Here is a 25,199-nt window from a genome sequence, read left to right as displayed (position 1 = left end):
AAGAGCGGCGATTATGGCACCGATATGCAGCAATCGCTGAAGGATCGAAGCGCGCTGCGTGGTGCGATGAACATTGAACGAGGAGTGAAGAAGCGATGGACCCGCAAGACCTGCAGCGTCTCGTCACGCAGACGATGCCCTATGGCAAATACAAGGACAGGCTCATCGCCGATCTGCCCGGTCACTATCTCGCGTGGTTCGCGCGTGAGGGTTTTCCACAAGGCAAACTCGGCAGCCTGCTCGCGTTGATGCACGAGATCGATCACAACAATCTGCGCTCGCTGCTCGATCCGTTGCGCGGCCGATGAGCCTTGCGCAGCGCGGTTCCGTGTGAGACGGATCGTCGCGTAAACACGCTATAGATTGTGTTGGCGAGATTTGCAAGCACAAGATATTGTGGAAATACGAGACGTCAAATGCTAAACTTCGGCAACGAATTCGACGCGCGCAGCAGGCATCGACGCTCCATCGAAGTGCTTGCGTCAGCGTGTATCGAGCGATGCGAAGTGCGTGCGGTCACACACATCGAAGCTCATCGAAGAGGAGCGCATGAAGGTCGCGCGTTCATCGATTCGCGACGCATGTTTTGCATCGCATCGCGGGTCGACGAGAGACTTCGATCGATGATCGCAACGCGTCACGCTTCGATGCGTTCGCGCTTGGCAACACAGCATCGAGCGGTTCTTCGAAATGAAGCGCGCGTGCTTTGCATTGCACAAGCCGCGTCGTCCGCAGAGCCTTGCGCGACAAGGCTTGCAGAGCAGCGATGAAGTCACGCGAAAGCACGCTGCGATGTCACGGAAGTCACTCGATCAGGACCGCTTCACACTCGATTCAAGAGATGTCGCATCGAGCTTCACACACACGGCTTCGAGCCAAGTGTTGTATGCAGGTAGCAACGTCGAATCTAAATCGCATGAAAACGAGAATTTTCATGAGCAAACTCTTTTATCGCTCATGAAAAGATGGTACAAACCGATCTAAATTGATGGTGAGAATTTATGCTCAACTGGGATGACGAGACCACTGCCGTAGCTCCCTCGAGCGCTCCGCAACCGAACCCGTTGCGTAACGCTCAAGGCACGACTTTCGGTACGCAGGCAGCGCAAGCTGCAACTCATCAAGCTGCCCATCAGATTGCTCAAGCGAACAACATCTTTTCCGATGGCTTCGTTCCGCCCGCAGCCGCAACGCCTTCCGCCAGCGCGATCGCCGCGCAAAGCGAAGCGCGCGTCAATGTCGCCGACAAGCGCATCATCAACGGCAAGACCGACGTCAATCAGCTCGTCCCGTTCAAGTACAAGTGGGCGTGGGAGAAGTACCTCGCCGGTTGCGCGAACCACTGGATGCCGCAGGAAGTGAACATGTCGCGCGACATCGCCCTGTGGAAAGACCCGAACGGTCTCTCGGACGACGAGCGCCGCATCGTCAAGCGCAACCTCGGCTTCTTCGTCACGGCGGACTCGCTCGCCGCGAACAACATCGTGCTCGGCACGTACCGTCACATCACCGCTCCGGAGTGCCGCCAGTTCCTGCTGCGCCAGGCGTTCGAAGAGGCGATCCACACGCACGCGTACCAGTACATCGTCGAATCGCTGGGTCTCGATGAAAGCGAGATCTTCAACGCGTATCACGAGGTCAAGTCGATCCGTGACAAGGACGAGTTTCTGATTCCGTTCATCAACACGCTGACCGACCCGGCCTTCACGACCGGCACGCTCGAAGCGGACCAGAAATTGCTGAAGTCGTTGATCGTGTTTGCCTGCATCATGGAAGGCCTGTTCTTCTATGTCGGCTTCACGCAGATTCTGGCGCTGGGTCGCCAGAACAAGATGACGGGCGCGGCGGAACAGTATCAATACATCCTCCGCGATGAATCGATGCACTGCAATTTCGGCATCGACCTCATCAACCAGATCAAGCTGGAAGAGCCGCAACTGTGGACCGCCGACTTCAAGGCAGAGATCCGCGAGCTCTTCAAGCAGGCTGTCGATCTTGAATATCGCTACGCTGAAGACACCATGCCGCGCGGGGTTCTCGGCCTGAACGCGTCGATGTTCAAGAGCTACTTGCGGTTCATCTGCAACCGGCGTTGCCAGCAGATCGGACTGGACCCGCTCTTCCCGAACGAGGAAAACCCGTTCCCGTGGATGAGCGAAATGATCGACTTGAAGAAGGAACGCAACTTCTTCGAGACACGCGTGATTGAGTATCAAACCGGCGGCGCGCTCACCTGGGAATAATAAAAATCCAGGACGTGTTGCAGACGAAATCGATGGGACGGACGGGCAGCAGCGTGTCGCTCACGCGCGCCCGGCCGACAAGGTTTAGGAGAACGGTCGCCTGATGCAAAGTGCGCCTACTGACTTGGCGGGCCGTGTGGCCCGAATAGAAGACAGGCGTTTTGCGCTCCCTGAAAAGGGATGGGCAAACTTCCCCCCGGAAAATGCCAGCGGCATGCTCGCTGGCTCGATCAAGCGATGGCCGGCGCCGCGAAGAAGCGGTGCTGACTCAATTTGGCGCGCGGTGCCTCGGGGCACGGCGCGCCTTGCCGTATTCATTAGCGTAAGCAGGTGGGATCAGCGTACGCCGATGAATAATCCGCTTCGTAGCGTGCGTTATAGAGAAGGCGACACGTGGGAAGCGGGTTTTGACGAAGGGTGTTGTTTGAACTGACTCTCATCTGAAAACCTGAAGGAGAAAAACCATGGCAGTTGCCAAGAAAAAACCCGCCGCAAAGAAGGCTGCAGCGAAGAAAGTCACCGCCAAGAAGGCCGCTCCGGCGAAGAAGGTTGCGGCCAAGAAGGTCGCTGTGAAGAAGGTTGCAGCGAAGAAAGTAGCGGCGAAGAAGGTCGCAGCGAAGAAGGTCGCGGCGAAGAAGGCACCCGCGAAGAAGGCCGCAGCGAAGAAAGTCGCGACCAAGAAAGTAGCGGCGAAGAAGGTTGCTGCAAAGAAGGTTGCGGCGAAGAAGGCTCCCGCGAAGAAGGCCGCAGCGAAGAAAGTCGCGACCAAGAAAGTAGCGACGAAGAAGGCCGCAGCCAAGAAGGCGCCTGCGAAGAAGGCCGCTGCGAAGAAGACCGCGGCGAAGAAGGCGCCGGCGAAGAAGGCCGCAGCGAAGAAGGCCGCTGCGAAAAAGGCTCCCGCGAAAAAGGCTGCTGCGAAGACCGCAGCCGCTGCGCCTGCGCCTGCTGCTGCGCCCGCACCCGCTGCGAAGAAGGCCCCCGCGAAAAAGGCTCCGGCCAAGAAGGCCGCTGCTGCGAAGAAGACCACGGCTGCCGCTCCTGCCACGACGGCAACGACCGTCTCGGCGCCTGCTCCGGCCGCTCCGGCTGCTGCGGTCAAGACGGCGTTGAACCCGGCAGCGGCATGGCCGTTCCCGACGGGCAGCCGTCCGTAAGCTCTCGCAGTACGCAGCACCCAGGCACAGTGCGCTGTGCCCTTAGTCCGGGTATGCCTACCCGGCCTGAACCCGTCGTCGGGGAAACCTGGCGGCGGGTTTTTCGCTTCGGCCAACGAATTTCATCGCTTGCTCGGGGCGTCGAAAAAGAAAAAGCGCATGCATCTTTCGATACATGCGCATTCTTAGGATGACGCGGCGCTATTTGTCCGCTGAATGCCCTCGTCAGTGAGTGACGCGCGTGACGCCGCCGCTCGACAACAGACGCACTCGCTCGCCCGCCTGAAACACTTCGCCGTTCGCGGTCTGCGTGATCGCGCGCAGGTCGCCGTTATCGAGGCGCACGGTGATCTCGAGACCGTTCTTCATCGCGACGCTATTCTCGACCGCGTTGCCCGCGACGGCGCCAGCCAGCCCGCCGATGATGCCCGCGATGATCGAACCGTTGCCGCCGCCGATCGCACTCGCCGCCGCGACGCCGCCGAGCGCGCCGCCGCCGATCGTGCCGAGGCCCGTAGGCTGGCCGTTGTTCGAGCTGATCTTCACGCCGCGCACGCTTTCGACGGTCGCCATGCGCACCGTTTCCTCACGCTGCGCCTGCGACGCCGTGTAGACGTCCGACGAACTGCTGTTGTAGGCGCAGCCCGTCAGCGCCACCGAGCCGACGAGCGCCATGGCCAGCGCGATACGACTTACCGTTTTCATTCCTTCACTCCAATCATTCAGAACAGGCTGCTTCCGAAGGCCTGCTTGAAACGCTCTTCGATTTCGGCGCGCGTCGGCGCGTAGGTTTGCGGCCCCTGATGTTCGATTTTCAGCGAACCCATCAGACTCGCGAGACGACCCGTTTTCTCCCAGCCAAGCTTGTTTTCGATGCCGTACAGGAGCCCGCCGCGGAATGCGTCGCCGCAACCGGTCGGGTCGACCACCTGACGCGCCGCGACGACCGGAATCTCGGCCACGCCATCTTCATGATAGATCTGCGCGCCGTGTTCGCCACGCGTGACGACGAGGGCATCGACCCGGCTCTTGATGTCTTCGATCGACCAGCCGGTCTTGTTGCTCAGCAGCTTGGCTTCGTAATCGTTGACCGCCACGTAGGTGGCGAGTTCAATCATGCGACAAAGTTCCACGCCGTCCAGAATCGGCAATCCCTGGCCCGGGTCGAACACGAACGGCACGCCCGCGCGCGCCAGCCCTTCGGCGTGCTCGCGCATGCCTTGAGCGCCGTCCGGTGCGACGATGCCGAGCGAGATGCCCTGCGCTTCGTCGGCGCGGTTCAGATGCGATTCCATCATCGCGCCGGGGTGGAACGCGGTGATCTGGTTGTTCGCGAGATCGGTCGTGATGAAGCATTGCGCCGAGTGCTGATCGGCCAGCACGCGCACGTATTCCTTCGACAAACCGAGCGCGTCGAGCCGGTCGATGTAGAGCTGCGCATCCGCCGCGCCGAGCGTCGCCATGATCTTCGGATTGCCGCCGAGCAGCTTCAGCGCATACGCGATGTTGCCCGCGCAGCCGCCGAAGTTGCGCCGCATCGTCGGCACCAGGAAGCTGATGTTCAGCATGTGCACCTGATCCGGCAGGATGTGGTCGCCGAAGCGCCCCTGGAAAGTCATGATGTTGTCGTAGGCGAGCGAGCCGCAAATGAGCGTAGCCAAGGCGAACGTCCTTTATAGATAGGGGCCGAGGAGAGAAATCCGCATACGGCGCGCGGCGAGCGCTTCACCGTGCCTCGTATGCGCGGACCGCTCCGGTCGGAAGCGGTCCGGCGAGACGATTTACTTCAGCGCGGCGAGCGCTGCATCGTAGTTCGGCTCATTCTTGATCTCGGGCACGAGCTCCGAATGAAGCACCTTGTTGTTCTCGTCGAGCACGACCACGGCGCGCGCCGTCAGACCCTTGAGCGGGCCGCTCGTCACGTCGACGCCGTAAGCCTGCGCGAATTCGTGGCCGCGGAACGTCGATGCCGTCACGACATTGGCGATACCCTCGGTCGTGCAGAAGCGCTTCGCGGCGAACGGCAGATCGCCCGAAACCACGACCACGACCGTGTTGTTCAGGCCGGCGGCCGCTTCATTGAATTTGCGCGTCGAGGTGGCGCAGGTCGGCGTGTCGAGACTCGGCACGATGTTCAGCACCTTGCGCTTGCCCGCGAAGTTCGCGAGCTTGACGTCGCCGAGATCGGCGCCGACGAGCGTGAATTCGGACGCCTGCTGGCCCGGGCCCGGGAACGTGCCGCTGACGTCGATAGGGTTGCCGCCGAGGGTAACTTGACTCATGTTGCGCTCCAGAGAATTGTCAGATGCTGACGGGAAAATCGCGCGTGCAGGCGCCGCGAGGAGCATGACGCGCGTCGTGTGGAACCGGGGCAGGCGGCGTTCGCGCGCCTGCCCGACATCACGGGTAAAAGACCTGAACCCGGTAATTGGCGGCAACCGCGTCGCCCGTATCCAGCCGGACGATCACCGGTTGCGCGCTTTGCGGCGCGAGGCCGACGGCGAATATCGTACCCGGTCGCGCGTAATCCTGCGGCCAGAGCACGCGCCGGATCGCGACGTTGTTCTTGTCGTCGAGCAGCGTGAGTTCGAGCGCCGGATACGCCAGCGCGACGTCCATCCGGTTGCGCAGCGACAATTTCAGTTCGAGCTTGTGCGGGCCGTCCACCTGGCGCAGCCCGGAACTCTCGATCTGCAATCCGTCGATGTCGCGCGGCGGCGAGATCGTGCAGCCGATCTGATCGCAGACGTTCGAATAGAGCGCGTGCGAGCCGGGCACGTAGACCATCAACGTTTCGCGTTGCCACCATGCGAGCTGCACGAGCAACAGCAACGCCAGCAGCACGGCGACGATGACGCCCACGACACGTCCCGCCTTCCCGGCTCCGCCGCGGCCACGCACCGGCGCGCGCGTTTCCCGCGACTCGCGAATCACGGGAAACGCCTCGTTCGCGCTGACGCGCCGAGCAGGAGCGGGCGGCTTCTTGGCGCCGAAACCGGGCTCCGCGTCGTCCCGCCATGCGGGTACGGCCGGTTCCACGGCGGCGCGCGCGGGCGGCGCGTCCGGCTGATGAACCGGACCGATGAACGGCTCGGCGCGATCGTCGACAGCATTGGCGAGCGGCGCGACGGGCGGTTCGCCGAGCGGCGTATCGTCGGCTTGCTCGGAGTTCGCGGCATCGGGATGCGGCACGCCGACGCGAATGTACTGCTTCAGGCGGGCGGGTTCCGAAGGCAACGCGGACGGCTCGTTCGCGGCATCGGCTTGATCGGGTTCGCTGCGCGGCGACGCGGCGCGTGTCTGGCTCGACGCGCTCGACGCTGCAGGAGCGTTCGCATAGACGGTGCCTTCGCTGTCGGCATCGGGATGCTTGATGGAACTCGGCGCGCCGAGATCGAGGTTGCGCGGCGCGAACGGGCGCGGCTTGAGCGGCGCATCGGGCGGCGCGGTCACATGCGCGGGTGCATCGGCGGCGGCAGCGTGGCCTGCGCCCGAGCTTGTTGCGGGACCGACGGCGGCATCATCGTCGATGATCGCGGCATGCTGAGCGACGCCTGCCGCGGCCGGCTCGTCCGGAAGCTCGAAGCGATGATGTGCGGCATCGAAAACTTCCTGACAGTGTCCGCAGCGCACGCGGCCGTCATGCGGCGCGAGCAGATGCGGGTCCAGCTTGAATACGGTTTCGCAGTGGGGGCAGCGGGTTGCCAGCGCCATATAAGAAGTGCCGTTGGCCTGACGGCCTGATCGTGGAGGATGGCGCTATTCTAAAGGCTTTCGCGCCGCGTTCCCGCGAGGCATACCCAGCCTTCGTGCTCGCGCCAAACGCCGATGTCGATCCACTTCGCATAGACCGCCGCGACCTCGTCGGCCTGGCGCGCGAGCACGCCCGACAGCGCGATTCTGCCGCCCGGCTTTACCTTCGCGGCGAGCATCGACGCCATCAGCTTGAGCGGATTCGAGAGGATGTTCGCGACGACGATATCGAACTCGCCGGCGGGGCACGCATCGGGCAGGCCGTAGATCACGTCCGCGCGATTGCGCTCGCTGTTCTGACGCGCCGACTCGACCGCTTGCGGATCGATGTCGATGCCGACGACCGGATCGGCGCCGCACTTCTTCGCGAGAATCGCGAGGATGCCGGAGCCGCAGCCGTAATCGAGCAGCGATTGTCCCGGCTTCACCGACTGCTCCAGCCATTCCATGCAAAGCCGCGTGGTCGGATGGCTGCCGGTGCCGAACGCGAGGCCCGGATCGAGTTCGAGCACGAGCGCGTTCGGATCGGGCGCGTCGTGCCACGAAGGCACGACCCAGATACGCTCGCCGATGGCGATCGGATCGAACTGCGCCTGCGTGAGACGCACCCAGTCCTGCTCCTCGACCTCGCGCACCGTGAACTGCGGGGTTGCCGCGAGGCCGATCTCGTTCGCGGCCGCGGCGAGCAGCACGTCGGGATCTGCGTCCTCGGCGAGCAGCGCGACGACGCGCGAACGGTTCCACGCACTCTTTTCAGGCACGAGACCCGGCTCGCCGAAGAGCGGCTGTTCGTCGGGCGTGTCGGCGTCGGCGTCTTCGACGGACACCGACAGCGCGCCGACTTCAAGCAGCGCATCCGACAGCGCTTCCGCGTGCTCGCGATCCAGCTCGGCGATCAGTTCCCGGTAACTCATGCTATCTCTCTGAATAAGGCGTGCTTCAGGACTCTTCGGCGACGGCGGCCTGGCGCGCGGCCAGCTTGTTCTCGAGATAGTGAATGCTCGTGCCGCCTTCGACGAACTTCGCGTCGATCATCATTTCGCGATGCAGCGGGATGTTCGTCGAAATGCCTTCGACGACCATTTCCGACAGCGCGATACGCATGCGGTTGATCGCCTGCTCGCGCGTCGCGCCGAACGCGATCAGCTTGCCGATCATCGAATCGTAGTTCGGCGGAACGAAGTAGTTCGCATACGCGTGGGAATCGACGCGAATGCCCGGGCCGCCCGGCGTATGCCACGACGTGATGCGTCCCGGCGACGGCGTGAACTTGAACGGATCTTCCGCGTTGATGCGGCACTCGATCGCGTGGCCGCGGAACTGGATGTCCTTCTGGCGGATCGAGAGCTTTTCGCCCGCGGCGATGCGGATCTGCTCCTGCACGATATCGACGCCCGTGATGAGTTCCGTCACCGGATGCTCGACCTGCACGCGCGTGTTCATTTCGATGAAGTAGAACTCGCCGTTCTCGTACAGGAACTCGAACGTGCCCGCGCCGAGATAGCCCATCTTCTTGCACGCGTCGGCGCAACGGTCGCCGATGCGCTCGATCAGCCGCCGCGCAATGCCCGGCGCCGGCGCTTCCTCGATCACCTTCTGGTGACGGCGCTGCATCGAGCAGTCGCGCTCGCCGAGCCAGATCGCGTTACGGAACGAGTCCGACAACACCTGAATCTCGATGTGGCGCGGGTTCTCGAGAAACTTCTCCATGTACACCTGCGGGTTGCCGAAGGCGCGGCCCGCTTCTTCGCGCGTCATGTTGACGGCGTTCACGAGCGCCGCTTCGGTGTGCACCACGCGCATGCCGCGCCCGCCGCCGCCGCCCGCCGCCTTGATGATGACGGGGTAGCCGATTGCGCGCGCAATCTTCACGATCTCGCGCGGATCGTCCGGCAATGCGCCTTCAGAGCCCGGTACGCACGGCACGCCGGTCTTGATCATCGTCTGCTTGGCGGTGACCTTGTCGCCCATCAGGCGGATGGTCTCGGGACGCGGCCCGATGAACGTGAAGCCCGATTGCTCGACGCGCTCGGCGAAGTCGGCGTTTTCGGAGAGAAAGCCGTAGCCGGGATGGATGGCTTCGGCGTCGGTGACTTCGGCCGCACTGATGAGCGCCGGCATGTTCAGGTACGAGAGATTCGAAGGCGCCGGTCCGATGCATACGGCTTCGTCGGCCAGCTTGACGTACTTCGCTTCCTTGTCGGCTTCGGAATAGACGACGACTGTCTTGACGCCCAGCTCGCGGCACGCGCGCTGGATGCGAAGCGCGATTTCGCCGCGGTTCGCAATGAGAATTTTTTCAAACATAGTGGGTCGGCTCATCAACGGGCTCGCGCGAGCGGCCCTCGGGGATCCAATCGGCGGCGCGCTTCTCGACGAATCGATGCCGCATGAAGCGCGCCGGCGCGGCGGGGCCGGGCGGCGGCTGCGAGGCGCATCCGCGGCACGGCCCGGTGCGCCTTTAGTCGCCGATCACGAAGAGCGGCTGGCCGTACTCGACCGCCTGGCCGTTCTCGACGAGGATTTCCTTCACGACGCCGGCCTTGTCCGCTTCGATTTCGTTCAAGAGCTTCATCGCTTCGATGATGCACAGCGTCTGGCCTTCCTTCACCGTATCGCCGACCTGGATGAACGGATCCGCGCCCGGCGACGGCGCACGGTAGAACGAACCGACCATCGGCGAGGTCACGATGTGACCTTGCGGCGCGGCGGCCGCGGGCGCAGCGGCTGCCGGCGCGCCGGCTTCGCCTGCACCGCCGAATTGCGGCGCGGCCGGCGACTGCACTTGCGGTGCGTACTGCTGCGGCGCCTGCATGTAGACCGGCGCGGCGTTCTTGACGATGCGAACCTTGCCTTCGCCTTCCGTCACTTCCAGCTCCGAGATGCCGGATTCCGAGACGAGGTCGATCAGCGTTTTCAGTTTACGAAGGTCCATCGAAAAATCCCCTTTCAATACTTGGAGACCGGGACTGCCCGGCACTTGACTTGATTTGTGGGTGCTCTGACTGCTCAGCCGCGAGTCGGCGCGGCCAGCCGTCCCACGCGCGCGCTCGCGAAAGCGCCCGCGCAAACGACGGCTGCAGAATCGGTCGGCACGCCGGTAGCGTTCGTGTCGAACGTATCGGCGTGGTCGCTTCGAAGCGCGCGCCCGAACAGCACGCGGATGACGGCTGCGGATGCTCCACGCCTTCCGACCGCCGTTTTGCGGAGGTCGGACTTGACGGCGAGGGGGCCACATGGCACCGGCAGAGTTGTCATAGTCGCTTCGGGTTGTGCGGAATTCGGCGCACTTTAGCGCCGTTTAGAGAATTTTGTCTAGTTTTACTGTGCAGTCCGGCTCGCAACCATGGGACAAATTACCGCCGCGTATTGGGAGTCGCGTCGAATTTCCAGCAAGATCGGCGTACTGCGTGCTAACTCGCAGCTTACTCGACGCAAGCCACGGCGTACACCAGCCAATTTTTACAGGCTGTCGAGCGTATGTTTCAGCTCGGCCGGGTCCACTTCGCCCAGTTTCGTGGAGCGGATTGTCCCATTCGCGTCGATCACGACGGTAAATGGCAGGCCGCCCGCATTATTGCCGAAGCTACGCGCAAGATCCGCGCCGCCGAAGCCGGTGACGTAGACGGGATAGTCGACCGGCACTTTCTTAAGAAAATCGTTGACGTTCTTCTCGCTATCGACGCCGAGTCCGATGAACGTTATGCCTTTCTTTTCGTAATCGCGCTGCATCGCGGAGAGCGTCGGCATTTCCTTCACGCACGGTCCGCACCACGACGCCCAGAAGTTCACGACGACCGGCTTGCCCTTGAACGCCGCGAGCGGTTGCGACGTGCCGGAAGCGCCCGGCGGCGTCGCCTTCCACAGTTGATCGACGGCGTTGCCGCTCGGCTGCGTCGCGGCCACGGTATCGCCGCCAGTGAACAGATGGCCCGCGTAGAAGCCGCCGACGGTCGCGGCGACAGCGACCACGAGGGCCGCCAGAATGCGTGTGCTTTTCATGAGCGTAGAGAAGAAAGATCAGCCGCTGATCTCGAGCGGCGGGACATCGGGATGATCGAGCAGCGTGCGTACGGCCGCCGCGTTCGCGCGGGCGAGGCGGCCGCGGTTGTCCGCGCGCACCGCGCCGCGCAGATCGTCGGGACCGTAGAGCGCGATATGCACGCCGACCGGCTCCTCGTCGCGTGCGCGATGCAGAAAGCTCAGCGTCTCGACATAGCCGCGCCCGGCGAAGTGCCGCGTCTCGGACACGTCGTATTGCACGTTCGCGTTCAGCAGATAGATCGCGACTTCCTTGGGATTGTCGCAGAAGCATTGCAGATGAATATCGGAGTGCTCGCCTGCGGTGCCGTTGAGCACCGCGCCCGTCAGATATGGATCGAAGGGTGTCAGGCGCTCCATCCAGTCGAGCGCGACTTCGCGCATCCGGCGCAGCACGGCTGGCTGGCTGTCGCTCTGGAAAATCGCCTGATACTCGCGGATTTCCTCTTCGATCTGGTCGTTATCGGGCAGGAACTCGCCGCCGATCTTCGCCTCGCCGACGACCTGCCGCGCAGCCTTGCGCTTGGCGGTGGAGTAGTCGAGGCCGTCTTCGGCGATCATCCTCGCGGCAGCGATCGCGATTTCCTCGCGCACGCGCTGCGGATCGAAATGTGATTTGCGAACCATGCCGGAATGATACTAGATAAGCTCGAGCGGCCCTTTTGCGGGCCAAGGACGGCAGGCTTGCGCCGGCGAAAAAGCGCTTAGCCTGCTCGGTTACAATATGCGCCTTCAGGCGCCTTTCTGCACGGGTTTGCCCTCAGGTTCACCGGTACGGCGCCGTTCCTGTTTTCGCATCTCAATCGCCCGCGCGGCGCGACACGGTTTATGCACATCCACATCCTCGGCATCTGCGGCACCTTCATGGGCGGACTTGCCGTCCTGGCGCGCGAGGCGGGCCACAAGGTCACCGGCTGCGACGCCGGCGTCTACCCGCCGATGAGCACGCAACTCGAAGTCCAGGGCATCGAACTGATCGAAGGTTACGGCATCGAGCAGCTCGCGCTCGAGCCGGATCTCTTCGTCATCGGCAACGTGGTGACGCGCGGCAATCCGCTGATGGAAGCCATCCTCGATCGCGGCCTGCCATACACATCGGGCCCGCAGTGGCTCGGCGAGCATGTGCTGAACGGCAAATGGGTGCTCGCGGTGGCGGGCACGCACGGCAAGACCACGACGAGCTCGATGCTCGCATGGCTGCTCGAAGACGCGAGCATGAATCCCGGCTTTCTGATCGGCGGCGTGCCGCTGAACTTCGGCATTTCCGCGCGCCTGACCGATTCGAGCTTCTTCGTCATCGAAGCCGACGAGTACGACACCGCATTCTTCGACAAGCGTTCGAAGTTCGTGCATTACCGTCCGCGCACGGCCGTGCTCAATAATCTCGAATTCGATCACGCCGATATCTTCCCCGATCTCGCGGCCATCGAAACGCAATTCCACCACCTTGTGCGCACGGTGCCGGGCGTCGGGCGCATCGTCACGAACGGGCGCGAGGCAGCGCTGGAACGCGTGCTCACGCGCGGCTGCTGGTCGGGCGTCGAACGCTTCGGCGTCGAAGGCGGATGGGAGGCGCTGCCCGTCGAACAAGGCGCGGCCGTCGACGAGCAGTTCGCCGTGTACTGGGAAGGCGAGCGCCAGGGCGTCGTCGACTGGCAGGTGCAGGGCGAGCACAATCGGATGAACGCGCTCGCTGCGATCGCGGCCGCGCGCTCGGTCGGCGTGCCGGCGGCGCAATCGGCGAAATCGCTCGCAAGTTTTCGCAACGTTAAGCGGCGCATGGAAGTGAAGGGCAGCGTCGACGGCGTCACCGTCTACGACGACTTCGCGCATCATCCGACCGCAATCGAGACGACCGTCGCGGGCCTGCGCACGCGCATCGGCAATTCGGATACGTCGCGCATCCTCGCCGTGCTGGAGCCGCGCTCGAACACGATGAAACTCGGCACGATGAAAGCGCAATTGCCGGCGAGTCTCGCGGGCGCGGATCTCGTCTTCGGCTACGGCGCGCGCGAAGGCCGCGACAAGCTCGGCTGGAACCTCGCAGAAGCGCTCTCCCCGCTCGGCGACAAGGCGCGGGCATTCGACGAAATCGAACCTCTGGTGAAGGCGGTCGCGGCCGCCGCGCGCCCCGGCGACCACGTACTCGTGATGAGCAACGGCGGCTTCGGCGGCGTCCACCAGAAACTGCTCGACGCGCTTTCGGCGCGTGGCGCAGGAGGACATTCGTGATTCTCTATCTGCACGGCTTTCGCTCGTCTCCCCAATCGTTCAAGGCGCGCGTGATGCACGCGCGGCTCGCGGAACTCGGGAGGCTCGGCGAATGGCAGTGCCCGTCGCTGCCGGTATCGCCGTGCGATGCCGTCGCGCTGGCCGAATCGCTCGCGGCGGGCGAGAAAGCGGGCGATGTGACCGTCGTCGGCAGTTCGCTCGGCGGCTATTACGCGACGTATCTCGCGGAGAAACACGGCTGGCGCGCCGTGCTGCTCAATCCGGCGGTCGTGCCGGATCGCGATCTGAGCCATTTTCTCGGCGAGCAGCCGTTGTGGCACGGCGGCGGAACGATCACCGTGCTGCCGCGCCATCTCGACGAGTTGCGCGCGCTCAAGGTCGAATCGATCACGCGGCCCGAGCGCTACTATCTGATCGCGGCGACGGGCGACGAAGTGCTCGATTACCGCACGATGCTCGACCACTATCCCGGCGTGCGAACCACGCTGATTCAGGGCAGCGATCACGCGATCAGCGACTTCCCGGCTTATCTCGCCGATGTCATCGCGTTCTGCGACCAGGCGCCGCCACCCGTGCGCGCGACCGCAGCCGCTTGAGCCCATTCATTCGCCGGCGCGCGGCAAGCGCGGCCCGGTCCACCGTTTTACGAGAGTATTGAGTGAACGTTTTCTTCGAGGAATCGGGTAGTTTCAAGGCCGGATCGGTGTTGTCGAAACAGGGCGACGCGTTCCAGGTCGAATTGCCGGGCGGCCGGCGCGCGAAAGTGCGCGCGAAAGACGTGCTGATCGAGTTCGAGAAGCCCGCAGCCGGCGATCTGATGCAGGAAGCCGACGCCATCGCGCAGGAGATCGATCTCGACTTCCTGTGGGAATGCGCGCCCGACGAGGAATTTCCGTTCGCCGCGCTGGGCGCGGATTACTTCGGCGACAAGTTCGGACCCGCCGAACGCGCGGCGCTCGTCCTGCGCATGCACGGCGCGCCGGTTTACTTCCGGCGCAAAGGGCGCGGCCAGTATCAGCGCGCGCCGCAGGAACAATTGCAGATGGCGCTCGCGTCGCTCGAACGCAAGCGTCAGCAGGCGCTCGTGCAGCAGGGCTGGGAAGAGGAACTGAAGGCGGGCAAGCTGCCCGATGCGCTGAAGGGCAAGGCGATCGGCCTGCTCACGAAGCCGGACAAGAATTCGATCGAGTACAAGGCGCTCGAAGCGGCGGCGGCGGCGCGCGGCATCTCGCAGGCGCGGCTGATGCTCGAATGCGGCGGCATCGCGTCGCCCCGACAGTTGCACGAGGCGAAGTTCCTGTCGGAGTTCTTTCCGCACGGCATTGGCTTTCCGTCGGTGCAGCCGGGACCGCTGCCCGAGGATTTGCCGGAAGCGCACGTCGAAGCGTTCTCCATCGACGACGTCACCACCACCGAAATCGACGATGCCTTCTCCGTCGAGCATCTTTCGGATGGCCGCGTGCGCGTGGGTATCCACATCGCGGCGCCGGCGCTCGGCATTACGCGTGGCGACACGATCGACGCCATCGCGCGCGGGCGTCTCTCCACGGTCTACATGCCCGGCGACAAGATCACGATGCTGCCCGACAACGTCGTCGACGTGTTCACGCTCGGCGAGGGCGGGCTGCGCCCGGCGCTGTCGCTGTACATCATCGTGAATCGCGAGACGCAGGATATCGTCGCCACTGAAACGCGCGCCGAACGCGTGTTCGTGAAAAGCAACCTGCGCCACAACCATCTCGACGAGTTCGTCACCGAGGAAACGCTCGCGGCCGGCACGGGCGACTATCCGCACAAGGAAGACATCGCGGTGCTGTGGCCGCTCGCGCAGGCGCTCTTCGAAAAGCGTCAACAGGCGCGCGCGACTTACGGCCTCAAGCGCGAAGTGCAGCGCAACAACGACTTCAACTTTTATGTCGATGGCGAGCACATCACGATCACGCCGCGCCGTCGCGGTTCGCCGCTCGATCTGATCGTCGCGGAACTGGCGATTCTCGCGAATTCGTCGTGGGGCGCGTTCCTCAACGATCACGGCGTGCCGGGCATCTATCGCTCGCAGCGCGGCTTCGGCGGTCCGGGACCGAAACGCACGCGCATGCAGACGACGCCCGCGCCGCACGAAGGCCTCGGCGTCGCGCAATATGCGTGGAGCACGTCGCCGCTGCGCCGTTATGTCGACCTCGTCAATCAATGGCAGTTGCTCGCGTGCGTGCAGCATGGCGTGACGGCCAAGCTCGCCGCGCCGTTCAAGCCGAAGGACGCGGACCTTTTCGCCGTCGTGCAGGGTTTCGACGACACGTACACCGCGTATGCCGATCACCAGCGCCGCATGGAGTATTTCTGGTGCCTGCGCTGGCTCAAGCAGGAGAACAGGAAGCACGTTCCCGCTTCGGTCATCAAGGACGATCTCGTGCGGCTCGAAGAGATTCCGCTGATCCTGCACGTGCCCGGCCTCGGCGTGCATGCGCGCGGCACGCGTGTGATGCTCGAAGTCGTATCGATCGACGAGCTGACGGTCGAAGCATCGTGCCGTCTGCTGCACGTGATCGACGCGCCGTCCGCGAGCGCGCCGGTCGAGGAAGAAGAGGCGGAAGAAGAGATCATCGAGACGAGCGATCTTTCTGCCGAAAGCGAAGCCGAAGCGCAGGCGGAAGCGTCGGTGGAGCAACCACAACCGGAAACGCCCGACAACGCGCAGGAACCGACGCCATGAAAGACCAATACGCGGTGATCGGCAATCCGATCGAGCACAGCAAATCGCCGTGGATTCACGCGCAGTTCGCCGCGCAGACCCGCGAGCCGATCGAATACGGCCGCATTCTCGGGCCGCTCGATGGCTTCACGCGTGAAGTGAAGGCGTTCATCGCGTCGGGCGGACGCGGCATGAACGTCACCGTGCCGTTCAAGCTCGAAGCGCACGCGCTCGCCGATTCGCTGTCGCCGCGCGCGGCAGCGGCGGGCGCGGTGAACACGCTCGCCTTCGGGCCGGATGGCGTGCGCGGCGACAACACCGATGGCGTCGGCCTCGTGCGCGACATCGAAGTGAATCTCGGCGTGAGTCTGAAAGGCGCGCGCATTCTGCTGCTCGGCGCGGGCGGCGCGGCGCGCGGCGTCGTGCTGCCGATCTTCGATCGCGCGCCGGCCGCCCTCACCATCGTCAACCGCACGGCGGCGAAGGCGCTTCAGCTCGTCGATCAGTTCGCGCAGAACGCGTCCGAGTGCGGCGTGCGTTTTTCGGGCGGCGGCGCCAACAGCGCGGAAGCCGGGCAGTACGACGTGATCGTCAACGCGACCGCGGGCAGCCTCGACGCCGCCTTGCCCGATTGCGACGACAGCGCGTTCGGCGCGGGCACGCTCGCCTACGACATGATGTACGGCGCGCAGCCGACCGTCTTCATGCAACACGCGTCGAAGCTCGGCGCGCGCGCATCGGACGGTCTCGGCATGCTGGTCGAGCAGGCCGCTGAATCGTTTTTCATCTGGCGCGGCGTGCGCCCGGATGGCGGCGCGGTGCTGCGCGATCTGCGCGCCGCGCTGGCCGCGAAAGCCTGACATGACCACCGCGCCCGTCGGCAGCCAGGGCAGCCGCTCGCCGCGCGTGCGCAAAGCGGTGCGGCTCGGCCCGGCGCGCTGGATCGCGTACGGCATATCGGTGCTCGGCATCGCGTTCATCGCGACGCAGATCTGGTTCTTCGCGCAGATCGGCATCTGGACGATCGTCAATCCCGGTCCGACGGCCTTCATGCGCGCCGACGCGTGGACGCTCGCGAAGACGCATCCGGGCATTTCGCTGCAACGCACCTGGGTGCCGTACGAGCAGATTTCGCGCAATCTGAAGCGCGCGATCATCGCTTCGGAAGACGCGAATTTCGTCAATAACAACGGCTACGAAACCGACGCCATTCTTCAAGCGTGGGAGAAGAACAAGGCGCGCGGAAAAATCGTCGCGGGCGGCTCGACCATTTCGCAGCAGCTCGCGCGCAACCTGTTTCTGTCGCGCGAAAAGAGCTATGTGCGCAAGGCGCAGGAGCTCGTCATCACCTGGATGCTCGAGTTCTGGATGGACAAGGAACGCATCTTCGAGATCTACCTGAATTCGGTCGAGTGGGGCAACGGCGTGTACGGCGCGGAAGCGGCGGCGCGGTATTACTACAAGACATCGGCGGCCAAACTGACGGCCTGGCAGAGCGCGCGGCTCGCGGTGATGCTGCCGCGTCCGAAGTATTTCGACGACCATCGCAATGCGCCGTATCTGTCGCAGCGCGCGGGCGTCATCGCACGGCGGATGGGGGCGGCGGAACTGCCGCAGTGAAATTTAGCTGGCCGCGATAAACAATGCAAAGCCCTGATAATTCAGGGCTTTTTTGTTTTCCAGAAGCTTTCGGCTGCAAGTCTATCTCCCATTATGTGAGCACGACGATCACATATTGAATAAATCGAAGAGCCGGAACTACAATCCGGCCAAAGCCTGAAACGGCACGCGCGGGCGACGACCGGAGCGACTTCCGGCGCGCACGACCAGAACAATGGAGACACGTCATGCATTCGATCGCACGCCCGCGCTCGCGGGCCTCCTTGCACGATTCGTACGCTCATTCCATCGGGGACGCGCCCGCGTGCGTCATCCGGCGCGCATCGTGATCGACGAGGGATTCGCGCCATGACCAAATTCCAGACCCCTGAAACCGACATCGCCGAGGCGGGCGCAGCGCGCGCCAAGTCCAACGGCGCGAGCGGGACGAAGCACACACCCGATCCCGACGCCATCGCGCTGCCGAGCGCGCTCGTCGACATCACGCCGCAGCAGGCGGGCACGCAGACGCTGTTGCGCGGCCTCGCGATTCTCGAAGCCGCCGCGAACGGCGCGCGCGACCTGCGCGCGTTCGGCGCGGCGCTCGGCACGACGCGCAGCACGACGCATCGGCTCGTGAGCTCGCTCGTGCAAGCGCGCTATCTGCGTCAGGTGCAGGGCGGCTATCTGCTCGGGCCGAAGCTCATCGAACTCGGCACGATCGCGCTCGAACAGATGCCGCTCACGACCGTCGCGCGCCCGCATCTGCAGGCGCTCGCCGAGCATACGCACGACACGATCCATCTCGGCGTGCGCGACGGCGACGACGTGCTTTACATCGACAAGATTCCGGGCACGCGCGGCCTGGAGATGCGTTCGCGCGTCGGGCACCGGATGCCGCTCGCGTCGACGGGCATCGGCAAGGCGATGATGCTCGACCTCGAAGCGAACGCGTGGAAGAAGCTGCTCGAAGCGTCGCATCGCGTGCTGGCGAGAATGAGCTTCAAGCCCGACAACCGCCCCGACTTCGACACCTTCCAGCAGCGCATGACGCGCTATGCGCAAGGCGGCTTCACGTTCGATCTCGAAGAGAACGAGGCGTCGATCCGCTGCGTCGCCGCGCCGGTGCGCGATGCGTCGGGCGCGATCGTCGCGGCCTTGTCGGTGGCGAGCACCATTCCCTATATGCCGCACGAGCGCATGGAGGAACTGATTCCGGTCGTGCAGCGCGAAGCGCACGCGATCTCCGAGGAACTTGGCTGGCGCGCGCCGCAGGCCGCCCGCAGGATCAAGCGATGACCGCATCCGTTTCCACGCCCGCGCTCATCGCGCTCGACTGGGGCACGACTTCGCTGCGCGCCTATCTGCTTGGCGCCGACGGTCTCGCCCTCGATACGCGCGCATCGTCGGCGGGCATCATGAATCTGCCGGCGGGCGGGTTCGATCAGGCGTTCGAGGAAACCTGCGGCGCGTGGCTCGACGCGCACGCGCACTTGCCGGTGATCGCGGCGGGCATGGTCGGCAGCGCGCAGGGCTGGGTCGAAGCGCCGTACGTCGAAACGCCGGCGAATGCCGATGCGCTCGTCGCGGGCATCGTCGATGTGAAGACGGCGCGCGGCGTCGTGCTGCATGTCGTGCCGGGCGTGCTGGAGCGCGGCGTGTTGCCCAACGTGATGCGCGGCGAGGAAACGCAGATTTTCGGCGCGCTGGCGAGCGAGCCGGCGCTCGGAAACGCGGGCGGCGCGCTGATCGGACTGCCGGGCACGCACGCGAAGTGGGCGTTCGTCGCCGATGAGCGCATCGAGCGTTTCTACACCTTCATGACGGGCGAGACCTTCAGCGCGCTGCGCGATCACACGATCCTCGGCCGCACGATGCATCCCACCGCGACGCACGACGAACAGGCGTTCCTGCGCGGCGTCGAGACGGCGCGCGATGCCGGTCATCCCGGCGTGCTCGCGACGATCTTCAGCACGCGCACGCTCGGCCTCACGGGCCAACTGAGCGCGGAGCAGCAATCGGATTATTTGTCGGGCCTGTTGATCGGCCATGAATTGCGCGGGCTGAACGAAGTGCTTGCGCGCGAACAATCCGCGCTCGCGGGAAAGCCCCTGCGCCTGATTGGCAACGATGCGCTTTGCAATCGCTATCGCGCCGCGCTCGCGCGTTTCGGATGCCACGATGCCGCCACGGTCGCGCACGCCACCGAGCACGGCCTTTATGGAATCGCCGCGCTGGCCGGGCTGGTCGCGGCCAGGCGCGTGGCCTGAAAAGGAGAGAACACGATGCAGCCTCCCATCAATCTGCCCGCGCTCTACGGCATGCACGCCGGTCTCGCAAAGGCGTTCGCCGCGTGCCCGCTGATCGCGATACTGCGCGGCGTCACGCCGGCCGAAGCCGCCGATCACGGCCGCGCGCTCTATGAAGCGGGCTTTCGCATCGTCGAAGTGCCGCTGAATTCGCCGCAGCCGTTCGACAGCATCGCGGCGATCCGTCAGACGCTGCCCGCCGATGCGATCGTCGGTGCGGGAACGGTGCTGCATCCGAGTTACGTCGATAGCGTGAAGGCCGCGGGCGGCGAGCTCATCGTGATGCCGCACAGCGACGCCGATGTCGTGCGCGCCGCGAAGGCGCAGGGTCTCGCGTGCGCGCCGGGCGTCGCGACGCCGAACGAGGCGTTTCTCGCGCTGAAGAACGGCGCGGACGTGCTGAAGATGTTTCCCGCCGAGCAGCTCGGCCCAACGGTGACGAAGGCATGGCGCGCGGTGATCGCGAAGGACGTGCCGCTCGTGCCGGTCGGCGGTATTGCGCCGGACAACATCGAGCCGTTCTTGAGCGCAGGCGCGAACGGCTTCGGCCTCGGCTCGGCGCTCTACAAGCCGGGCCAGAGCGCGGACGTCACGGCGCGGCACGCGAAGGCGTTCATTGACGGACTGGCCGTTGCACGAGGCGCAGCCAAATGAACCGCCTCGCCGGCAAGGTCGCGATGGTCACGGGCGCGGGACGCGGCATCGGCGCGGCGATCGCGCTGGCGTTCGCGCGCGAGGGCGCACGCGTCGCGCTCGCGGAACTCGACATCGGCACGGCCCGCGAAACCGCCAAGCGCATCGGGGAAGAAACCGGCGCGAACGTCATCGCGGTCGAAACGGACGTGACGCAAAGCGCATCGGTGAAGGAAGCCGTCGCGCAGACCGAAGCCGCGCTCGGCCCGCTCGACGTGCTCGTGAACAACGCCGGCATCAACGTGTTCTGCGATCCGCTCACGATGACCGACGACGACTGGCGCCGCTGCTTCGCCGTCGATCTCGACGGCGTGTGGAACGGCTGCCGCGCGGTGTTGCCGGGCATGGTCGAGCGCGGGCGCGGCAGCATCGTGAACATCGCGTCGACGCACAGCTTCAAGATCATTCCGGGCTGCTTTCCGTATCCGGTGGCGAAGCACGGTGTGATCGGCCTCACGCGCGCGCTCGGCATCGAGTACGCGCCGAACAACGTGCGCGTGAATGCGATCGCGCCGGGTTACATCGAAACGCAACTGACGCTCGACTGGTGGAATTCGCAGGCTGATCCGAAGGCCGCGCGTCAGGCGACGCTCGATCTTCAGCCGATGAAGCGTATCGGCGAGCCGCGGGAAGTCGCGATGACGGCGGTGTTCCTCGCATCGGACGAGGCGCCGTTCATCAACGCGAGCTGTATCACCGTGGATGGCGGGCGAAGCGCGCTGTACCACGACTGAAGCAAACGAGATCACGAAAGAATGACGCACTGGCCGCTGTGCGGACATCAATCAACAAGAAAGCGGCCACACACTTCGTAGCGCCCGCGCGCGGGCATTTTTCGACATCGGAAAAAGTCGGGAGACAAAAAATGAAACGCAGACTGTTCCTCACGCTGATCGCCGCTGCCACGGCAACGAGCGCGTCCATGATCGCGGCGCCGGTCGCGCAGGCCGCCGACGAGGTCAAGATCGGCTTCCTCGTGAAGCAGCCGGAAGAGCCGTGGTTTCAGGACGAATGGAAGTTCGCCGAAATCGCCGCCAAGGAAAAGGGCTTCACGCTCGTGAAGATCGGCGCGCCGTCGGGTGAAAAGGTGATGAGCGCGATCGACAACCTCGCCGCGCAGAAGGCGCAGGGCTTCATCATCTGTACGCCGGACGTGAAGCTCGGGCCGGGCATCGTCGCGAAGGCGAAGGCCGACAAGCTCAAGATGATGACGGTCGATGACCGCCTCGTCGACGGTTCGGGCAAGCCGATCGAATCCGTGCCGCACATGGGCATTTCCGCATACAACATCGGCAAGCAGGTGGGCGACGGGATCGCCGCCGAGATCAAGAAGCGCGGCTGGGACATGAAGGATGTCGGCGCGATCGACGTGACTTACGAGCAATTGCCGACCGCGCATGACCGCACGGCCGGCGCGACCGATGCGCTCGTCGCCGCCGGTTTCCCGAAGGCGAACATCGTCGCCGCGCCGCAGGCGAAGACCGACACCGAGAACGCGTTCAACGCCGCGAACATCGCGCTGACGAAGAATCCGCAATACAAGCACTGGGTCGCCTACGGCCTGAACGACGAAGCCGTGCTCGGCGCGGTGCGCGCAGCGGAAGGCCGCGGCTTCAAGGCGGACAACATGATCGGCATCGGTATCGGCGGATCGGACTCGGCGTTAAACGAGTTCAAGAAACCGAATCCGACGGGCTTCTACGGCACCGTCATCATCAGCCCGAAGCGCCACGGCGAAGAGACGTCCGAGCTGATGTACGCGTGGATCAAGGACGGCAAGGCGCCGCCGCCGCTCACGCTCACGACCGGCATGCTGGCCACGCGTGAAAACGTGGCATCGGTGCGCCAGCAGATGGGACTGGCATCGAACTAAGTCTTGCGTGAGGGAAGCGGGCCGCGCGTGCGGTCCGCTCGAGAATAGGAGGCGATGTGTCAGCGACGCTGCGTTTTGACAATATCGGCAAGGTGTTTCCAGGCGTGCGCGCGCTCGACGGCGTGTCGTTCGACGTCAACGCCGGCGAAGTTCACGGTTTGATGGGCGAGAACGGCGCGGGCAAATCGACCTTGCTCAAGATTCTCGGCGGCGAGTATCAGCCCGATTCGGGGCGCGTGCTCATCGACGACAAGGAAGTGCATTTCGCGAGCGCGGCGGCATCGATTGCCGCGGGCATCGCGGTGATTCATCAGGAATTGCAGTACGTGCCGGATCTGACCGTGTCCGAGAATCTGCTGCTCGGCGCATTGCCGAACCGGCTCGGCTGGGTCGACAAGCGCGCGGCCAAGGCGCACGTACGCGAGCGGCTTGCGGCGATGGGCGTCGATCTCGATCCGAATGCGAAGCTGCGCAAGCTGTCGATCGCGCAGCGGCAGATGGTCGAAATCTGCAAGGCGCTGCTGCGCAACGCGCGCGTGATCGCGCTCGACGAACCGACGAGTTCGCTGTCGCATCGCGAGACGGAAGTGCTCTTCAAGCTCGTGCGCGATCTGCAGGCGGATAACCGTGCGCTGATCTACATCTCGCATCGCATGGACGAGATTTACGAACTGTGCAACGCGTGCACGATTTTCCGCGACGGGCGCAAGATCGCGTCGCATCTTTCGCTCGCGGATGTGCCGCGCGAAACGCTCGTGCAGGAAATGGTCGGGCGCGAGATCAGCGACATCTACAACTATCGCGCGCGTCCTTTGGGCGACGTGCGCTTCTCCGTGAAGAACGTGGAGGGCGATGCATTGAGCGCGCCCGCGAGCTTCGAGGTGAAGCGCGGGGAGATCGTGGGCTTCTTCGGGCTCGTCGGCGCGGGACGCAGCGAGCTGATGCATCTCGTCTACGGCGCGGACAAGAAGAAGGGCGGCGACATCATGCTCGACGGCAAGCCGATCAAGGTTCGCAGCACCGGCGAGGCGATTCGTCACGGCATCGTGCTGTGTCCGGAGGATCGGAAGGAAGAAGGCATCGTCGCGATGGCGACGGTCGCGGAGAACATCAATATTTCGTGCCGGCGGCACTATCTGCGCGGCGGGCTGTTTCTGGATCGCAAGAAGGAGGCGCAGACGGCCGAGCGCTTCATCCAGTTGCTGAAGATCAAGACGCCGAGCCGGAAGCAGCGCATCCGTTTTCTTTCGGGCGGCAATCAGCAGAAGGCGATTCTGTCGCGCTGGCTCGCGGAGCCGGACCTGAAGGTCGTGATTCTCGACGAACCGACGCGCGGCATCGACGTCGGCGCGAAGCATGAGATCTACAACGTGATCTATCAACTTGCCGAGCGCGGCTGCGCGATCGTGATGATTTCGTCGGAATTGCCGGAAGTGCTGGGCGTGTCGGACCGGATCGTCGTGATGCGGCAGGGGCGTATCGCGGGCGAACTGGCGCGCGAGAAGGCGAGCGAACAAACAGTGTTGAGCCTTGCGCTGCCGCAGGCGGAAACGGTCGCGCAGGCGGCGTAAAGACGAGAGGAGCGAATCATGGAAGCAAGAGAAAACATCGTGGGGCAGGCGACGGAAAGCGTCGCGAACGCGCTGATCCCGCAAAAGAACGACAAGCAGAAGTGGTGGCAGCAGATCACGGAGTACAGCCTGATCGTGATCTTCATTGTGATGTTCGTGACGATGTCGCTGACCGTCGATCACTTCTTCTCGATCGAGAACATGCTCGGCCTCGCGCTGTCGATCTCGCAGATCGGCATGGTCGCGTGCACGATGATGTTCTGCCTCGCGTCGCGCGATTTCGACTTGTCGGTGGGCTCGACGATCGCCTTCGCCGGTGTTCTGTGCGCGATGGTTCTGAATGCGACGGACAACACCTTCATCGCGATCATCGCGGCGGTGGCTGCGGGTGCGGTGATCGGGTTTGTGAACGGCGCGGTGATCGCTTATCTGCGAATCAATGCGCTGATTACGACCTTGGCGACGATGGAAATCGTGCGCGGGCTCGGGTTCATCGTATCGCACGGACAGGCGGTGGGTGTGTCGTCGGATACGTTCATCGCGCTCGGCAGTCTGTCGATGATCGGGATTTCCCTGCCTATCTGGGTCACGCTTGCGTGCTTCATCGTTTTTGGCGTATTGCTCAATCAGACGGTGTATGGACGTAATACATTGGCTATCGGCGGTAATCCCGAGGCTTCGCGGCTCGCGGGGATCAATGTCGAGCGCACGCGTGTGTGGATCTTTTTGATTCAGGGCGCTGTGACCGCGCTGGCTGGGGTCATTCTCGCTTCGCGCATCACGTCGGGGCAGCCGAATGCCGCTCAAGGCTTCGAGCTCAATGTCATTTCTGCCTGTGTTCTTGGCGGTGTTTCTCTGCTGGGCGGTAGGGCGACGATTTCCGGTGTCGTGATTGGCGTGCTCATCATGGGCACTGTCGAGAACGTCATGAACCTTTTGAATATCGACGCGTTTTATCAGTACCTCGTGAGAGGGGCTATCCTGCTTGCTGCCGTTCTGCTCGATCAGTTGAAGAATCGCGGGTCGCGGGATTGATGTT

The 25,199-nt window shown here is 64.0% G+C and carries 25 protein-coding genes; 16 read left to right on the top strand and 9 right to left on the bottom strand.

What is annotated here, in order from left to right; all coding sequences use genetic code 11:
• Window positions 1–95: 95 nt before the first annotated feature.
• From NCR93_RS11710 to NCR93_RS11695, 4 genes are all read left to right on the top strand, one after another.
• Complete coding sequence (locus NCR93_RS11710) at window positions 96–308, top strand: DUF3820 family protein (RefSeq protein WP_008342924.1); 213 nt, start codon at window positions 96–98, stop codon at window positions 306–308.
• 693 nt (window positions 309–1,001) lie between these two features.
• Window positions 1,002–2,243: a ribonucleotide-diphosphate reductase subunit beta gene (locus NCR93_RS11705; protein WP_034471473.1), complete on the top strand. Its 1,242-nt coding sequence runs from the start codon at window positions 1,002–1,004 to the stop codon at window positions 2,241–2,243.
• A 103-nt stretch (window positions 2,244–2,346) separates the two neighbouring features.
• A complete protein-coding gene (locus NCR93_RS11700) occupies window positions 2,347–2,676 on the top strand; it encodes a hypothetical protein (protein WP_239295166.1) in 330 nt (109 codons plus the stop codon).
• A gap of 31 nt (window positions 2,677–2,707) precedes the next feature.
• Window positions 2,708–3,397: a histone H1-like DNA-binding protein gene (locus NCR93_RS11695; protein ID WP_034471475.1), complete on the top strand. Its 690-nt coding sequence runs from the start codon at window positions 2,708–2,710 to the stop codon at window positions 3,395–3,397.
• A 225-nt stretch (window positions 3,398–3,622) separates the two neighbouring features.
• On the opposite strand, the gene NCR93_RS11690 is transcribed toward NCR93_RS11695, so the two are convergent.
• The 9 genes from NCR93_RS11690 to NCR93_RS11650 form a co-directional block, all read right to left on the bottom strand.
• Window positions 3,623–4,102 carry an outer membrane lipoprotein gene (locus NCR93_RS11690; protein ID WP_008342914.1) on the bottom strand — a complete coding sequence of 160 codons (480 nt, stop codon included), beginning with the start codon at window positions 4,100–4,102 and terminating at the stop codon, window positions 3,623–3,625.
• A 17-nt stretch (window positions 4,103–4,119) separates the two neighbouring features.
• Complete coding sequence (locus NCR93_RS11685) at window positions 4,120–5,058, bottom strand: carbohydrate kinase family protein (RefSeq protein WP_250532233.1); 939 nt, start codon at window positions 5,056–5,058, stop codon at window positions 4,120–4,122.
• A 120-nt stretch (window positions 5,059–5,178) separates the two neighbouring features.
• Entirely contained in the window at window positions 5,179–5,679 is a 501-nt protein-coding gene (gene tpx, locus NCR93_RS11680; protein ID WP_008342910.1) for a thiol peroxidase, read from the bottom strand.
• Window positions 5,680–5,797: 118 nt separating this feature from the next.
• Window positions 5,798–7,111: a zinc-ribbon and DUF3426 domain-containing protein gene (locus NCR93_RS11675; protein ID WP_250532232.1), complete on the bottom strand. Its 1,314-nt coding sequence runs from the start codon at window positions 7,109–7,111 to the stop codon at window positions 5,798–5,800.
• Between the two features lie 50 nt (window positions 7,112–7,161).
• Window positions 7,162–8,064 carry a 50S ribosomal protein L11 methyltransferase gene (gene prmA, locus NCR93_RS11670; RefSeq protein ID WP_250481650.1) on the bottom strand — a complete coding sequence of 301 codons (903 nt, stop codon included), beginning with the start codon at window positions 8,062–8,064 and terminating at the stop codon, window positions 7,162–7,164.
• Window positions 8,065–8,089: 25 nt separating this feature from the next.
• Window positions 8,090–9,457, bottom strand: a complete 1,368-nt coding sequence (gene accC / locus NCR93_RS11665) for an acetyl-CoA carboxylase biotin carboxylase subunit (protein ID WP_008342904.1) — start codon at window positions 9,455–9,457, stop codon at window positions 8,090–8,092.
• Window positions 9,458–9,611: 154 nt separating this feature from the next.
• Window positions 9,612–10,085, bottom strand: a complete 474-nt coding sequence (accB, locus tag NCR93_RS11660) for an acetyl-CoA carboxylase biotin carboxyl carrier protein (protein WP_008342903.1) — start codon at window positions 10,083–10,085, stop codon at window positions 9,612–9,614.
• Between the two features lie 527 nt (window positions 10,086–10,612).
• Window positions 10,613–11,152, bottom strand: coding sequence for a TlpA family protein disulfide reductase (locus NCR93_RS11655; RefSeq protein WP_008342901.1), 540 nt, complete (start codon window positions 11,150–11,152; stop codon window positions 10,613–10,615).
• A gap of 18 nt (window positions 11,153–11,170) precedes the next feature.
• Window positions 11,171–11,818, bottom strand: a complete 648-nt coding sequence (locus tag NCR93_RS11650) for a hypothetical protein (protein WP_008342899.1) — start codon at window positions 11,816–11,818, stop codon at window positions 11,171–11,173.
• Window positions 11,819–12,019: 201 nt separating this feature from the next.
• On the opposite strand from NCR93_RS11650, the gene mpl reads away from it, so the two are divergent.
• From mpl to araH, 12 genes are all read left to right on the top strand, one after another.
• On the top strand, window positions 12,020–13,423 hold the full coding sequence (gene mpl, locus NCR93_RS11645) for a UDP-N-acetylmuramate:L-alanyl-gamma-D-glutamyl-meso-diaminopimelate ligase (RefSeq protein ID WP_250532231.1): 1,404 nt from the start codon (window positions 12,020–12,022) through the stop codon (window positions 13,421–13,423).
• On the top strand, window positions 13,420–14,019 hold the full coding sequence (locus tag NCR93_RS11640; RefSeq protein ID WP_008342897.1) for a YqiA/YcfP family alpha/beta fold hydrolase: 600 nt from the start codon (window positions 13,420–13,422) through the stop codon (window positions 14,017–14,019). The genes mpl and NCR93_RS11640 overlap by 4 nt, the downstream gene beginning before the upstream one ends.
• A gap of 62 nt (window positions 14,020–14,081) precedes the next feature.
• Window positions 14,082–16,136 (top strand): ribonuclease catalytic domain-containing protein, encoded by a 2,055-nt coding sequence (locus NCR93_RS11635; RefSeq protein WP_033536347.1) that lies wholly within the window; start codon window positions 14,082–14,084, stop codon window positions 16,134–16,136.
• Entirely contained in the window at window positions 16,133–16,975 is an 843-nt protein-coding gene (gene aroE / locus NCR93_RS11630; protein ID WP_034471485.1) for a shikimate dehydrogenase, read from the top strand. The genes NCR93_RS11635 and aroE overlap by 4 nt, the downstream gene beginning before the upstream one ends.
• A 1-nt stretch (window position 16,976) precedes the next feature.
• Entirely contained in the window at window positions 16,977–17,735 is a 759-nt protein-coding gene (gene mtgA, locus NCR93_RS11625; RefSeq protein WP_250482249.1) for a monofunctional biosynthetic peptidoglycan transglycosylase, read from the top strand.
• Window positions 17,736–18,083: 348 nt separating this feature from the next.
• Window positions 18,084–19,013 (top strand): IclR family transcriptional regulator, encoded by a 930-nt coding sequence (locus NCR93_RS11620; protein WP_250482248.1) that lies wholly within the window; start codon window positions 18,084–18,086, stop codon window positions 19,011–19,013.
• Window positions 19,010–19,984, top strand: a complete 975-nt coding sequence (locus tag NCR93_RS11615) for a 2-dehydro-3-deoxygalactonokinase (protein ID WP_250482247.1) — start codon at window positions 19,010–19,012, stop codon at window positions 19,982–19,984. Before NCR93_RS11620 ends, NCR93_RS11615 begins: the two co-directional genes overlap by 4 nt.
• A gap of 15 nt (window positions 19,985–19,999) precedes the next feature.
• Window positions 20,000–20,677 carry a 2-dehydro-3-deoxy-6-phosphogalactonate aldolase gene (locus tag NCR93_RS11610; protein WP_250532230.1) on the top strand — a complete coding sequence of 226 codons (678 nt, stop codon included), beginning with the start codon at window positions 20,000–20,002 and terminating at the stop codon, window positions 20,675–20,677.
• Entirely contained in the window at window positions 20,674–21,450 is a 777-nt protein-coding gene (locus tag NCR93_RS11605) for an SDR family oxidoreductase (RefSeq protein WP_250482245.1), read from the top strand. Before NCR93_RS11610 ends, NCR93_RS11605 begins: the two co-directional genes overlap by 4 nt.
• Window positions 21,451–21,581: 131 nt before the next feature.
• Complete coding sequence (locus NCR93_RS11600; protein ID WP_008342889.1) at window positions 21,582–22,589, top strand: arabinose ABC transporter substrate-binding protein; 1,008 nt, start codon at window positions 21,582–21,584, stop codon at window positions 22,587–22,589.
• Window positions 22,590–22,645: 56 nt separating this feature from the next.
• Complete coding sequence (araG, locus tag NCR93_RS11595; protein ID WP_008342888.1) at window positions 22,646–24,160, top strand: L-arabinose ABC transporter ATP-binding protein AraG; 1,515 nt, start codon at window positions 22,646–22,648, stop codon at window positions 24,158–24,160.
• Between the two features lie 18 nt (window positions 24,161–24,178).
• Window positions 24,179–25,195 (top strand): L-arabinose ABC transporter permease AraH, encoded by a 1,017-nt coding sequence (gene araH, locus NCR93_RS11590; RefSeq protein WP_175982767.1) that lies wholly within the window; start codon window positions 24,179–24,181, stop codon window positions 25,193–25,195.
• Window positions 25,196–25,199: the final 4 nt, after the last annotated feature.

Source organism: Caballeronia sp. ATUFL_F1_KS39, from assembly GCF_023630985.1.
Classification (GTDB): Bacteria; Pseudomonadota; Gammaproteobacteria; order Burkholderiales; family Burkholderiaceae; genus Caballeronia; species Caballeronia zhejiangensis.
This window is presented reverse-complemented; position numbering and strand designations above follow the sequence as displayed.